Origin of the sequence: Psychrobacter sp. PSP (genome assembly GCF_024085615.1) — a bacterium.
GTDB lineage: Bacteria > Pseudomonadota > Gammaproteobacteria > Pseudomonadales > Moraxellaceae > Psychrobacter > Psychrobacter pacificensis.
Genome location: NZ_JABLTF010000021.1, coordinates 210150 through 223387, shown reverse-complemented (window position 1 = coordinate 223387; position 13238 = coordinate 210150). Strand labels below are relative to the sequence as shown.

The window sequence follows — 13238 nt, the reverse complement described above, 5'->3', positions numbered from 1 at the left end:
TGTTTTAGCTAGCCACTGACTCAGAGTCTGAACGTGGCTCATGAGTCTCGACCACAGTCAAAACAATCCGACTATCCGGTGAACCTTTTTGCGAAGATTTATCTAACTTCACTGTATCATCGTCTTGCGTATTGTCGGCTTTAGGGGCTAAAGTCAAATGAACAACGCCCCCATTTACCAAGTCACCGAATAAAATCATACTTGCCAGTGGCTTTTTGATCTCATCCTGAATCAGGCGCTGCATTGGACGTGCACCCATAAGGCGATCGTATCCTTTATCAGCCAGATAATCACGCACATCATCATCAATCTCTAACGTCACTTGCTTATCATCAAGCTGTACTTGTAGCTCAACCAAGAACTTGTCAACAACTGACACAACCACTGACGTATCTAGTGGATTGAACTGAATAATCGCGTCTAGACGATTTCGGAACTCTGGCGTAAAGACGCGCTTGAGCGCCTCAGTGTTGTCGCGGCTATGATCTTGCTGAGTAAAGCCCATAGAAGAGCGACTGATACTATCAGCACCAACGTTGGTTGTCATAATAATGATGACTTGCTTAAAGATAGCAACACGGCCATTGTTATCAGTCAATGTACCATGATCCATCACCTGCAATAGCAAGTTGAAGACATCAGGATGCGCTTTTTCAATCTCATCAAGTAGCAGTACGCAATGCGGATGTTGATTGATCTTTTCAGTCAACAATCCACCTTGATCGTAACCAACGTAGCCCGGAGGCGCACCGATCAGACGTGATGCCGTATGGGCTTCCATGTACTCTGACATATCAAAGCGTACCAGTTCTACACCCAACAGATTGGCCAGCTGACGAGAGACCTCCGTTTTACCCACCCCTGTCGGCCCTGCAAACATAAACGAGCCAATCGGTTTATCTGGTGCTTTTAGTCCTGCACGAGACAGCTTAATTGCATCAGCAAGCGTGGCAATCGCTTCATCTTGACCAAACACTAAGTGCTTAAGATCACGATCCAAGTGCTCAAGAATGCTCTTGTCATCACTCGATACCGACTTGGGCGGAATGCGTGCCAGTTTAGCGATAATGGCTTCGATATCAGCGACATCGATTTTCATCGGTGGCTTTTGCGCTTTAGCAGATTTTAGGCCATCGGCAGACTGAGCACGGTCGTTTGCCTTTGCCGTCTCTGCTTCGTCTTGCATCTCATTATCACTGTCTGCATCGCTATCGATACCTTCGACATCAGCATCAATCTGTACATCAAAGTCTTGCTCTAAATCTGCAATAAAGCTCTCTTCAGCTTCAATATCCTCTACATCAGGTACCACACCCAGACGTTTGTACGCACCTGCCTCATCGATCACATCAATGGCTTTATCGGGTAAAAAACGCTCATGAATGTGCTTGGCTGATAACTGTACAGCGGTCACTAATGCCTCATCCGTGTATTCCACATTATGAAACTCTTCGTAGCGAGGCTTGAGGCCACGCAAGATATCGACGGCATCATCTACACTTGGTTCTTTCACATCGATTTTTTGGAAGCGACGTGATAGCGCATGGTCTTTTTCAAACACTTGACGGTACTCAGTAAAGGTCGTTGAACCAATGCAGCGCAGCTCACCATTAGCCAAGGCAGGTTTGATAAGGTTAGATACGTCCATATTGCTGCTCATTGACGAGCCTGCGCCAATGATCATATGAATCTCATCAATAAATAAAATAGCATTTGGCTTTTTCTTCAGCGCATCAAGCAATGACTTCATACGCTTTTCAAAATCACCACGATATTTCGTCCCAGCAATAAGCGAGCCGATATCAAGGCTATAAATCACGCAACCATTAAGTGGCTTGGGTGCCTTATCATTGATAATCAACCACGCCAAACCTTCGGCGATAGAGGTTTTACCAACGCCTGGTTCACCGACCAATAACGGATTATTTTTGCGGCGGCGGCATAAAACTTGAGCGGCACGTTCAATTTCAGAAGCGCGGCCAATCAATGGGTCTGTTTCGCCTTCAGCAGCACGCTGATTTAAATTGGTTGCAAACTCAACCAGTGGATCTTTGCTGGTTTTTTCAGACGCACTGCGGCGCTCACCAGTCATAGAAGCACGTTGCTCAGATGGCTCTTCTTTGTCTTGACCATGTGATAAATATTGGGTCAGCTCAAGACGGCTAATACCTTGTTTTTTGAGCAGATAAACGGCATAAGTATCATGCTCTGAGAACATAGAAACCAAAATATCAGAGCCTTCTACCAATCGACCACCGCCTATAGACTGCACATGAAAAATAGCGCGTTGCAAAATACGATCAAAGCTTTGCGTTGGCTGCGGTGACTGATCTGTATCTGCATCAACAGTTGGCGTGTGCTTATTGATATAAGCTTCAAGCTCAGTACGCAGTGCCGATATATTGGCATTACAGGCAGTTAGGGTATTGGCAGCGTGAGTATTTTCTAATAGCGCCAATAATAAATGTTCAACAGTAAGATACTCATGCGATTTTTGGCGCGCAAGCGTCATTGCTAAACGTAGAGAAACTTCAAGATGACGACTTAACATAACAACTTCCTACGGTTATATCTATCTTTATAATTGATAGTTTTATGAATGAGTTAGTAAGTAAATCAGGGCGATAGATCGATTGTTCAAGGGTAAGATTCGTATAATTAAAAAATCATGGATATATCATTTGGACCATAGACTGTGTGACGAATGCTGTAATCTATCTATCAGTTAGCAGTGATTGTGATAATTCATAGTCGCTTTTCTTTATATCAACACGATACTTCGACAGAGTCAATCTATTAACGCAGACTAAAGTGTATCAAAGCATACTACGAGTACATAACGAAGAATGTGAGAGCGACGAGAAGCTTAAAGAGCTAATGTGGATAAAAAATAAGCAGATGAACGAGGATATTAATAACGAGTGATCGAAAGGTTGTAAAAATTATTGAGAAGCCTAGTTAGTATATAAGGATATATTACAATAAAATCAAGACTACAAGACTACAAGACTACAAGACTACAAGACTACAAGACTATAAGACTATAAGACTATAAGAGCGATATAATCACTGACATGCTTAATCAAATATGGGTATCTAAAGCGAGGCTGTAAAAATAGATGGCTTAGCTCACTTTGAAAGTGAGCTGCTATAACAACTGGATGAGAACAAAAAACGATTAGGTATGGCAATGAGAGCTGATGTGAGAATAAGATATAGTGTCTTGCTATCCTTTTACTCGCCTTGATGTGGCTCAATTTGGGTTAATAGTGGATAGCCCTCACGATGTGCCAGACTATTTACTTTTTTGGCCTTCGTCTCAGCGATATCCTTGGGATAGATGCCCGCAATACCTTTGCTACTATTGTGAATCGTTAGCATAATTTCGACCGCAGAGTCCATACTATGGCGGAACTCTGACTGCAAAATATAGACGACAAACTCCATTGGCGTGTAATTGTCATTATACATAACCACCGCATACATAGGCGGTTTAGCAATTTCTGGCTCAGCAACCAGCACATCTGCTTGCGGTGACGTTTCACCTTCTGTATCACCGTCCTGTGCGCGATGAGCAGGCATATTTGGAAAATGCCAATCAGCAACCGTTGGCGTAGCTTGTAATATCATTTTTTTCATCATAATCAAAGTATAATTATAAGGTAAGTGTGGAATAAGAGAGGTTAGCTAGGCAGGCGATGAAACATCAAGCACTATGACTATATATAGACATGGTGCTTTGTTTTCAACTATATCATCGCTGTTTGGTATTTATTAAGACTTGTATTTACTAGGGAACAATCGGGCTTTCATCAACTTCTGGCAAGTCTAAAAGTGATGGTAGCATGTTATCAACCTTTTCACCGAGCTTCCAATCGTACAATTGCTCTACTGTTTGGCCACCTGCTTGCAAGCTTAGTTTTGCTTGTAAAGGTTTAAAACCTGAGGGCATCATAAAACGACCGCGTATACGAACAATACCTTCGATCGCATAGCTTGCAGGATCTAAGGGCACTTCTACAAGGTCATCATTATTGAGTAACGTCAAGGTTGGCCGGAGTCGTTTGGCTTGACCGTCGCTACTGAGCATACCAATATCAAAACCATACTCAAAAGCATTTTCGGGCAGCGGCTCAATCTTAGCGCCCAATATTTGTAGCGGCATGCCACCTTTCTCAGCAATCACATCAGCATATATCTCATTAAGCTGTGAGACCTGCCTGTTTTCTACCGTCAGAGCTTGTTGATTTTCACGCAGCTCTTTCAAGTTTGCAAGGCTGATGGCAAGCTCCTGCTTGGCTGTCGCGGCTTGATTGGACGCGATTTTATTACTAAGACGCAAATCTTCTAGCGCTTTTGTCGCTTCTGTACCATCGATAATCGCTTGCTGAGCTTGCGTTTCCATCGAATGAAAACCACGCTGATAGCCCAGCTTATGTCCGAATAGCAATCCAGCCACGGCAGTCACTAATATCACTACTACAAATAAAGCCAATACTAATGTAGACGCGCCTCGTTGAGTGCTACCGATATCACTCATAAAGCCATTACTATTTTTATCGGAATGCGTTTTGCACGCCAAACCATATAGAACAGAATCTTGACACGATAGACGTGATGACTTTAAAAAAAAGCGTCGTTCAAGTTTAACACGCATTTAGATGGTATCTCTTAAGAGTAAAGGCAAGTTATTATAGCGGAATTTATAATCAATACCTAGTACCATAAATATGAATGACTTAGCGACAAAAAAGCCAGCATTAAGGTACGATAGGTGCAAAATTGAGTCCCATCGACTCATCAAAGCCGAACATCACATTCATATTCTGGACAGCTTGCCCTGCGGCACCTTTTACCAAATTGTCTTGCACCACAATGACCGTCAGCTCAGCACGCTCGTTGTCTTGATGTACTGCGATACGTAGACGATTACTAGCACGCACACTGCGCGTGTCTGGATAAACACCTTTTGGCATGACATCAACAAAACCTTCTGATGCATAGCTGTCTTCAAACACTTGCTGCCAATCGATAGCCGCACCTGCATCGGTCAGCTCCATGTGAATTGAGCTCAGCATACCGCGTATCATAGGCACTAAGTGCGGTAAAAAGCGAATACGATGTGTAAACTGACTGTCTAGTAACTGCGCCACACCCTGCTCAATCTCCGGCAAGTGGCGATGACCTTCAACGCTATAGGCTTTAAAATTATCCGTAGTTTCCGCATAATTAAGTGCCAGTGACGCTTGACGACCAGCACCTGATACACCAGATTTGGCATCGATGACAATACGAGACTCGACTAGTCTTTCTGCTTGCTCATTTTGTGCTTCGATAACAGGTTTTAAACCCAAAATCGCAGTAGTCGGATAGCAGCCAGGGTTACCGACCAATAAAGCGCTGGCAAGCTTATCACGATTGATTTCAGGCAAACCGTAAACTGCTGTCTTCAACAGCTCAGGACAAGTATGAGATTGTTTGTACCAGTGCTCAAACTCCGTCAATGATTGCAGGCGAAAATCAGCTGCCAAATCGATGACTTTTACGCCAGCTTGGGTCAGCGCTTCTGCTTGCTTCATCGCAACACCATGCGGCGTCGCAAAAAATACAACATCACATTTTTGCAATGCCCCAAGCGTATTGTCACCTAAGTCACTGAAAACAATATCTGAGATACCGCGTAAGCTTGGGAAGATCTCATCAGCGCGAGTGCCAGCTTCGCTACGCGAGGTTAGCAAATCAATAGACACTTCAGGGTGAGCAGATAGTAAGCGAATAAGCTCAATACCTGTGTAACCTGTACCACCGACAATCGCTGCTGAAATCATAAATTATCCTTATTCTTAGTAAGCACTCATTATATCTAATAAATTCTATATTTTTATCTAGCTTACAAAGCCATATAGACATAAAACCAGTCTGTCAATCCTACCGTCTCTGAATACCATAGCTTTGAATACCGTAGCTTTAAATACCGTAGCTTTAAATACCGTAGCTTTAAATACCGTAGCTTTAAATACCGTGGCTTTAAATACCGTGGCTTTTAGATCTTGTAGTCATGTACCGCATCAACAAAGACTTTGGCATTGTCAGGATTCACCCACTGGGTAATACCATGACCTAAGTTTGCAATATAACCTGTCTTTTCGCCATTAGCATAGGCGCGATCAAGCATCGCATTCACTTCAGAGCGGATAGTGGCGGGTGATCCGTATAACGTTGCCGGATCTAAATTGCCTTGAATGGCTTTGCTGCTTTGTAGCTTCTTATGCTTTTTGGTCAACTCGCGCTGACTCTCAGTCAGTACTTGACGCGCGCGGTCAAGCGGCATCGTCCAATCTAAACCTAAAGCATCAGCTTCGCTATCAGCCTGAATATCAAGCCATAACCCGCCACCTTTGGTAAATAATACCACTGGTACTTGTGGATGGCGTTGCTTTAGTTCAGCCACGATACGCTTGTTGTAATTGTGCGAAAACTCGATAAATTGACGATGACCAAGCGCCCCGCCCCAACTGTCAAATATTTGTACGATCTGAGCTCCGGCCACAATTTGTGCATCGAGATAGTCAATGACCGAAGTCGCAAGCTTATCTAATAACTGATGTAAAAAGCTGGGATCGCTATACAAAAAGCCTTTGGTATAACGATAATCCTTTGAACTACCCCCTTCTATCATATACGTCGCGAGCGTCCACGGGCTACCAGAAAATCCAAACAATGGTACTTGACCATTTAGTGCCGTGCGGATACTGGTTACAGCACGCATCACATAATCGAGTGAATCATTCGGCTCAAGAACTGGCAGTCTATCGAGATCCGCCTGCTTGCGAATCGGGTACTTGAATTTAGGGCCTTCGCCAGCCTCAAAATACAAACCCAATCCCAGGGCATCAGGAATGGTCAAGATATCACTAAATAAGATCGCGGCATCTAAGTCATAACGACGTAACGGTTGGAGCGTCACTTCAGTGGCACGAGCCGTGTCTTTACAAAGACTCATAAAGTCGCCGGCTTCAGCACGAGTGGCTTTGTACTCTGGTAAGTAACGACCAGCTTGGCGCATCATCCAAACTGGCGTGGTATCGATGGGCTCAAAGCGTAATGCACGTAGCAGTCTGTCATTCTTTAGTGGTGCAAATTGCTGCTGAATCGAGTCACTCTTGTCTGAAGCACTCATGTACAAATCTCCAAAACAACATAGTATCCATATTTATAAATAGATACTGTGCTGGATAAAATAGGTTAAATAAAATAACAATAAATATTTATAAGCTATAAAAAACAGCCGTGCTATATCATGAATACGTTATACAGTTATCGCAAGATTGTCACGATGCACCATCACCACACGGTCTTCGTTACTACCAAAGATTTTGTCAAACTTCTCTGTACGCTCACGGGCAACACGGTGCGCCTCATGCGATGAGAAGTTTACTTGCCCAACGGCTATACGCTCACCAGTGTCTTGATGAACAATTTCTACCACATCACCTTCATCAAAGCCGCCACGAACTTCTACAACGCCCACAGGTAGCAGGCTTCTATTGTGTTCAGTCAATGCTTTTGCGGCACCTGCATCAACGACCAAGCTACCTGACATACGCAAATGCGCGGCAAGCCATTGTTTCCGAGCAATGATTTTATCTTCTTCGTTGGTGGTCAATAATGTACCGACTGCCTCACCTGAGACAACACGAGTGATCACATCATCGATAGCACCGCTCACAATAACGGTTGGGCAACCACCCATTGCTGCAAGACGACCCGCACGAATTTTAGTTAACATACCACCGCGCCCAAGCTTGCCACCGTCACCTGCAATATCAAATAAATAATCAGCCATGGCACGTTCTTGACGAATCATCTTGGCATCAGGATTGTCACGTGGGTTATCAGTGAACACGCCTTCTTGATCCGTTAAAATAATGTACAAATCTGCATTAACCATCGCGGCTGCCATCGCACCCAACGTGTCATTATCGCCAAATTTAATCTCATCAATGGTAATGGTGTCATTTTCGTTAATGACCGGTAACACACGCCATTCTAATAGTTGCGTGAGCGCGCCTGTAGTATTGAGATAACGGCTACGATTGGACAAGTCATCATGAGTCAATAAGAGCTGTGAGCTTTGAATTCCATGCTGAATCAGTGCTGACCACCATGTTTCAATCAGTCCCATTTGGCCAATAGAAGCGCAGGCTTGTAATGCTGCCAGTTTTTTAGGGCGTTCCTCAAGGTCCATACGTACCACACCTTCAGCAACGGCACCTGACGATACCAGCAGCACTTCAACACCTTTTTTGTGCAGCTTAGCAATCTGCTTTGCCCACTCATATATGGCAGTACGATCCAACCCTCGACCATTATTTGTCAATAATGATGAGCCAATCTTGACAATAACGCGCTGAATATCAAAGTTGCGAGATTGTTTAACAAATCTTGCTTCTTCGGTCGTGTTTGCTATGCCATCTGCCATATAAACTCCTTTTTTTCATATCAATTGATTGTAGGGATTAAATTCACAATTCAAGTATAACCGCTTAAGCATACTAGCTTAAGGAACGTACATTACCTCAACACCATCGTCGTCATCGTCATTATAATCAGACGAGTCCAAACCTTCACGTGCTGCTTTTTTAGCAGCGCGATACGCTTCACGCTGGGCTTCAGTGTTGAGACGCACTTCGGCTTCTAAACGCTCAAAACGTTCTTTTTGTGCTTCAGCGAATATAGGATCTTCTATTTCACGCTCGCGCTCAAGTTCAATATCATTCATTAAATGATATTTTACTGCATCAACACCTTCACCAGTCAGCGTTGCTGTACGGAAAACCATACCTGTCCAACCAAGCTCTGCCACGATATGTGTACAAAGCGCGTTCAAGTCTTCATCATTGACCTGATCGATTTTGTTCAATACCAAAATTTGTGGTAAGTTGGCCAATTCAGGTGAAAAACGCTCAAGCTCATTTAGGATAACGCGGACGTTCTCGACCGGGTCGCTACCATCGACGGGCTTGACATCGACTAAGTGTAGCAGACGACGCGTACGAGCCACGTGCTTTAAAAAGCGAATACCAAGTCCTGCGCCTTCTGATGCGCCTTCAATAAGACCAGGGATATCTGCCATCACAAACGAACGATGACGACCAATATCGACAACGCCCAAGTTTGGCACAAGTGTTGTGAACGGATAATCAGCCACTTTTGGTTTGGCGGCAGAAACTTGACGGATAAAGGTCGATTTACCCGCATTAGGCAAACCAATCAAGCCAACATCAGCCACAACTTTTAGCTCAAACTTAAGAACTTTTAACTCACCCTCAAAACCAGACGTGGCTTTACGCGGTGCTTGGTTGGTTGAGCTTTTGAAATGGGTATTACCCAGACCACCGTCACCACCTTTAGCGACCAATAGCGTCTGGCCAACTTCAATCAAATCACCGAGCACTTCATCAGTTTCGGTATCCACGACCGTCGTACCAACTGGTACTGGTAAATAAAGATCATCAGAGCCCTTGCCTGAGCAGTTTCTGCTGTGGCCATTCTCAGCGCGCATGGCATCATGACGACGGGTATAGCGATAGTCAACTAGAGTATTGGTGTTGTCCTCTGCAATGACATAAATATCTCCGCCTTTACCGCCATCGCCACCATCCGGTCCACCACGTGGGACATATTTTTCTCGGCGAAAACTGGCGATTCCGTTACCACCGTCACCTGCTTTTACCGTTACGACGGCTTCATCAATAAATCGCATCTTACGTTCCTTAATTCACAATCCAGTCGATAAACTGGTGACAACCAGCGGTTGTATTTTGAGGTTTTGCTATATCGTTCTGACAAAATGAGCAATCTATAGAAGCTATGTTACGTCATGCCCATTATGACAATAACACCCGATAATCAATCGGACTATCGGGTGTTTAAGTATGACAGTTAAAGTGATACCAAGCTATGCAAAGTAGAGTCTATTGCAGCATAATCTTTAAAGTGACCATGCTTTGAGAGGCTTAGTATAACGTTATTGCGCTACTGTATTTAGTAATCTATGCTGGAATCTGAGCGTAGCTGATTCCTGCCATCTGCGTCGCCAAACGCAATACCTGAGTACTATAACCTACTTCATTATCATACCAAACATAAACGATAGCTTGGTTGTCAGTCAAAATAGTCGCTTGGGCATCAACGATACCAACATGGGTCGTACCAACAAAGTCAGTAGATACCGCTTCTGTAGAATCGGTATAAGCAATTTGCGACTGCCATGTGCTGCTGTTAGCAATCTTACGTAAAAACTCATTCAACGCATCAGCGCTTGTTGGTGCAGTCTTTAGATTCAAGTTCAAGATTGCTAGGCTGACATTTGGTGTCGGTACACGGATAGCATTACCCGTTAGCTTACCGTTCAATTCTGGTAATGCTTTACCAACGGCTTTTGCAGCACCAGTACTAGTGATAACCATGTTCATCACCGCACTACGACCACGGCGGTCTGCTTTGTGATAGTTATCAACCAAGTTCTGATCATTGGTAAATGAGTGAATAGTCTCTACATGACCGTTTACGATACCGTATTCGTCGTTTAGTACATTTAACGTCGGTGTAATGGCATTGGTCGTACAACTCGCAGCACTCACGATTGTGTCATCACCAACGGTGTCGTTATTCACACCATAAACGACGTTTTTGATATCGCCACCAGCAGGTGCTGTTAGGAGTACTTTTTTCACGCCAGTAGACTGTAGGTGCTTACCAAGGCCCGCTTCGTCTTTCCAAATACCGGTGTTATCGATAACTAGCGCATTGTCAATACCATAAGCAGTATAATCGATTTCGCTTGGGTCTTTGGCATAGATGACTTGTACGAAACGACCATTAACGATCATGCCGTTATTGTCTTCATCGATACTGATGCCACCTAAGAATCTACCATGGATTGAGTCGCGCTCAAGCAATGAGATACGCTTAGCCAAGTCACCAGCAGCGGCTGGACGTACCACGATTGCCTTTAGCTGCAAACCTTTTGCGCTTGATGCTTGTGACAATAACAGACGAGTCAAAATACGACCGATACGACCAAAACCATACAGTACAACGTCCGTTGCGCCATTCACGGCACCAGCGTTGTTGATAGACTGTAGAGCGACTTGTACATCAGTACCATTAGCAATCAATTGGCCAACGTCGATACGAGTCGCTTGAATCTCTTTGTTTTCGGCGATGACTTTTACCATTGCCAACGTGTCAGCGATATCAATGGCTTTAGCACCGTTATCACGTAATGCTGCTTTTTGATGTAGCGCAATTATTTGACCAACTGAAGTAGCGTCTAGCGTTTCGCCAAACAAAGTCACTTGTACGTCTTGCTCATTATAGAGCTTGCTCAATAGCCCCATCAGCTCAATGGCTTGTTGCTCTTGATTGTTGTAGTTTTTTAAGTGGTCTTGATGTAATTGGCGTAAGGTATCAGCGTTGCTCACGAGAAACATCCTTATGGTCAGTAATGTATGATCGATAAAATATGAAGAGATATAAATAAGATAGGTCGCGTATGCTCTAGGTGGTGACTGTAATAGGATAATCGACCACTATCAATATCAGTTCTTGACGTCAGAGTATTCAAATCGCCTAGATTTTAGCCTAAAATGCCTCATTTTGCCAGTAATAACCGATTAGCTAGTGTGCATAATAGGTTTTGTCGTCATATACAGACTCATATATAAATAAGGATAAAAATAAAGGCAGCCATATATGCTGCCTTATTAGGACGTCATTTACATGATAATTGCCATAGCACTTAATTAATTGAACCAATAATTTTCATTATATCTATTATGGTGCTAGATTCACTGTTTGATTGCTCTGCGACGTCAATGTAAACTCTTTCAAATCATATCCTTGCTGCTGAGCAACCTGACGATATTTAGTATACGTTTCTTGACTGATATTCGGCGACCGTGCTAGGAGCCATAAGTATTTTTTATCAGGTGTCCCTACTAGCGCAGTTTTATAATCTGCATCACGTGCTAGTACCCAATAATCAGCACGGCCGACTGGGATCCAGCGAATCCACTTCGGTAAAAACGTCACTTTTAGTTTGCTACCATTTTCATCGACTGGCTTAGCCAAACCTTCGGCCGTAATACCTGAACCATCCTCGCTCACGCATTTGTTAGTGACGATGATGCCTGACCCATCGGTCTTTTGCGTATAGTTTGCCGTGACATCGCCTGCACATTTACGCTGGAAATACATCGGTAGACGTCCAATCTCATACCATGTCCCAGCGTATTCATTGAGATCGACACTATCCACTGTCGTTGGTATGCTTGCAGGCTTATAGATAATATCGCTTGGCTTAACTGATAGCATATCGGTCGTAATCTTCTCGCTCATCACATTATCTTGCATATTACTGGTAGTAGCCATATTAATGGGCGGCGTTGCAGCATAGGCTGAAAATGCCGCTAGCGGTATGATGATCGCTAACGCAATGCCTGTATGCTTGATAAGTCCATTCATAAATATACGCTCCGGTATGTCTTTGTATGACGAGTTGATAGCGGTTGATGAAGTATCAAGGATTTGCTTGGTGCTGTCTTGCAAATTACTTGCTTGGTCATCTGCAAGCTCAGAGATTAGCGGCTCGTCTTTATTCAATGTTGCTGATCGCTTATATCCATTAGCAATGTTGAATTGTTCTTTATCACTATTTTTCAGATGTTGACTGTTACTCATAGCGGACTCTTTGACCTTAGTAAGGCTTTTGTCGGCGCTTTTGTATCCAAAATAGCTGTCTTGTGAAGGCATAGCTTCTGCCAGATGGTGCGAATATTCGCTGTTCAGGTTTTCATTGCTCAGTTTTTTATGGCTATAGTTTGCATCATTACTGGCATTTATTGTTTGTTGCGCATGACGACTATTGTTATAGCTGTTTGACTGTATAGTCTCCTGAGATTGAGAACCAGCTGCCTGTGAGTCAGTCCATGCTGACTCAGATAACTTATTGGTTTTCATAGGGATACCGTTATTAATAGTGACTGTTAAAATACTTTATCTGCATCATTTATTTGAGTTGATTTTATAATGATCCTGAGTTTCAGAGTTAATTATCGACCCAAACTCTACTGCTACAAACGCTCTTTTTTATTATAAATTTTGGTAAATGCGTTAATAGTTAGTTCACTGATAAAAATTAGAATTAATGCGTTGTAGATATGGAATATATA

The 13238-nt window shown here is 43.4% G+C and carries 9 protein-coding genes; all 9 read right to left on the bottom strand.

All coding sequences use genetic code 11. From position 1 onward, the window contains the following. Positions 1-4 precede the first annotated feature (4 nt). The 9 genes from clpA to HL061_RS12660 all read right to left on the bottom strand — a co-directional run bounded on the left by clpA (position 5) and on the right by HL061_RS12660 (position 13026). Positions 5-2551, bottom strand: a complete 2547-nt coding sequence (gene clpA / locus HL061_RS12700) for an ATP-dependent Clp protease ATP-binding subunit ClpA (RefSeq protein WP_252962910.1) — start codon at positions 2549-2551, stop codon at positions 5-7. 683 nt (positions 2552-3234) lie between these two features. Beyond that, the gene (locus tag HL061_RS12695; protein WP_083328960.1) at positions 3235-3630 is read right to left on the bottom strand and encodes an ATP-dependent Clp protease adaptor ClpS; all 396 of its coding nucleotides are present in this window, start codon (positions 3628-3630) and stop codon (positions 3235-3237) included. A gap of 160 nt (positions 3631-3790) precedes the next feature. After that, positions 3791-4540 carry a hypothetical protein gene (locus HL061_RS12690; RefSeq protein WP_240365201.1) on the bottom strand — a complete coding sequence of 250 codons (750 nt, stop codon included), beginning with the start codon at positions 4538-4540 and terminating at the stop codon, positions 3791-3793. Between the two features lie 220 nt (positions 4541-4760). Continuing rightward, complete coding sequence (gene argC / locus HL061_RS12685) at positions 4761-5828, bottom strand: N-acetyl-gamma-glutamyl-phosphate reductase (protein WP_252962909.1); 1068 nt, start codon at positions 5826-5828, stop codon at positions 4761-4763. A 215-nt stretch (positions 5829-6043) separates the two neighbouring features. Next, positions 6044-7180 (bottom strand): uroporphyrinogen decarboxylase, encoded by a 1137-nt coding sequence (gene hemE / locus HL061_RS12680; protein WP_252962908.1) that lies wholly within the window; start codon positions 7178-7180, stop codon positions 6044-6046. Between the two features lie 129 nt (positions 7181-7309). After that, entirely contained in the window at positions 7310-8482 is a 1173-nt protein-coding gene (gene proB, locus HL061_RS12675) for a glutamate 5-kinase (protein ID WP_075106986.1), read from the bottom strand. A gap of 78 nt (positions 8483-8560) precedes the next feature. Next, a complete protein-coding gene (cgtA, locus tag HL061_RS12670; RefSeq protein WP_252962907.1) occupies positions 8561-9766 on the bottom strand; it encodes an Obg family GTPase CgtA in 1206 nt (401 codons plus the stop codon). 289 nt (positions 9767-10055) lie between these two features. Continuing rightward, a complete protein-coding gene (locus HL061_RS12665) occupies positions 10056-11498 on the bottom strand; it encodes a glyceraldehyde-3-phosphate dehydrogenase (RefSeq protein WP_252962906.1) in 1443 nt (480 codons plus the stop codon). 343 nt (positions 11499-11841) lie between these two features. Beyond that, the gene (locus tag HL061_RS12660; RefSeq protein WP_071003497.1) at positions 11842-13026 is read right to left on the bottom strand and encodes a lipocalin family protein; all 1185 of its coding nucleotides are present in this window, start codon (positions 13024-13026) and stop codon (positions 11842-11844) included. Positions 13027-13238 lie beyond the last annotated feature (212 nt).

What these genes read in the sequence shown, in the direction of transcription:
- cgtA (WP_252962907.1), bottom strand. Translation starts at nt 9,766, where the DNA reads ATGCGATTTATTGATGAAGCCGTCGTAACGGTAAAAGCAGGTGACGGT.
- HL061_RS12660 (WP_071003497.1), bottom strand. Translation starts at nt 13,026, where the DNA reads ATGAAAACCAATAAGTTATCTGAGTCAGCATGGACTGACTCACAGGCA.
- HL061_RS12665 (WP_252962906.1), bottom strand. Translation starts at nt 11,498, where the DNA reads ATGTTTCTCGTGAGCAACGCTGATACCTTACGCCAATTACATCAAGAC.
- argC (WP_252962909.1), bottom strand. Translation starts at nt 5,828, where the DNA reads ATGATTTCAGCAGCGATTGTCGGTGGTACAGGTTACACAGGTATTGAG.
- hemE (WP_252962908.1), bottom strand. Translation starts at nt 7,180, where the DNA reads ATGAGTGCTTCAGACAAGAGTGACTCGATTCAGCAGCAATTTGCACCA.
- HL061_RS12695 (WP_083328960.1), bottom strand. Translation starts at nt 3,630, where the DNA reads ATGATATTACAAGCTACGCCAACGGTTGCTGATTGGCATTTTCCAAAT.
- clpA (WP_252962910.1), bottom strand. Translation starts at nt 2,551, where the DNA reads ATGTTAAGTCGTCATCTTGAAGTTTCTCTACGTTTAGCAATGACGCTT.
- HL061_RS12690 (WP_240365201.1), bottom strand. Translation starts at nt 4,540, where the DNA reads ATGAGTGATATCGGTAGCACTCAACGAGGCGCGTCTACATTAGTATTG.
- proB (WP_075106986.1), bottom strand. Translation starts at nt 8,482, where the DNA reads ATGGCAGATGGCATAGCAAACACGACCGAAGAAGCAAGATTTGTTAAA.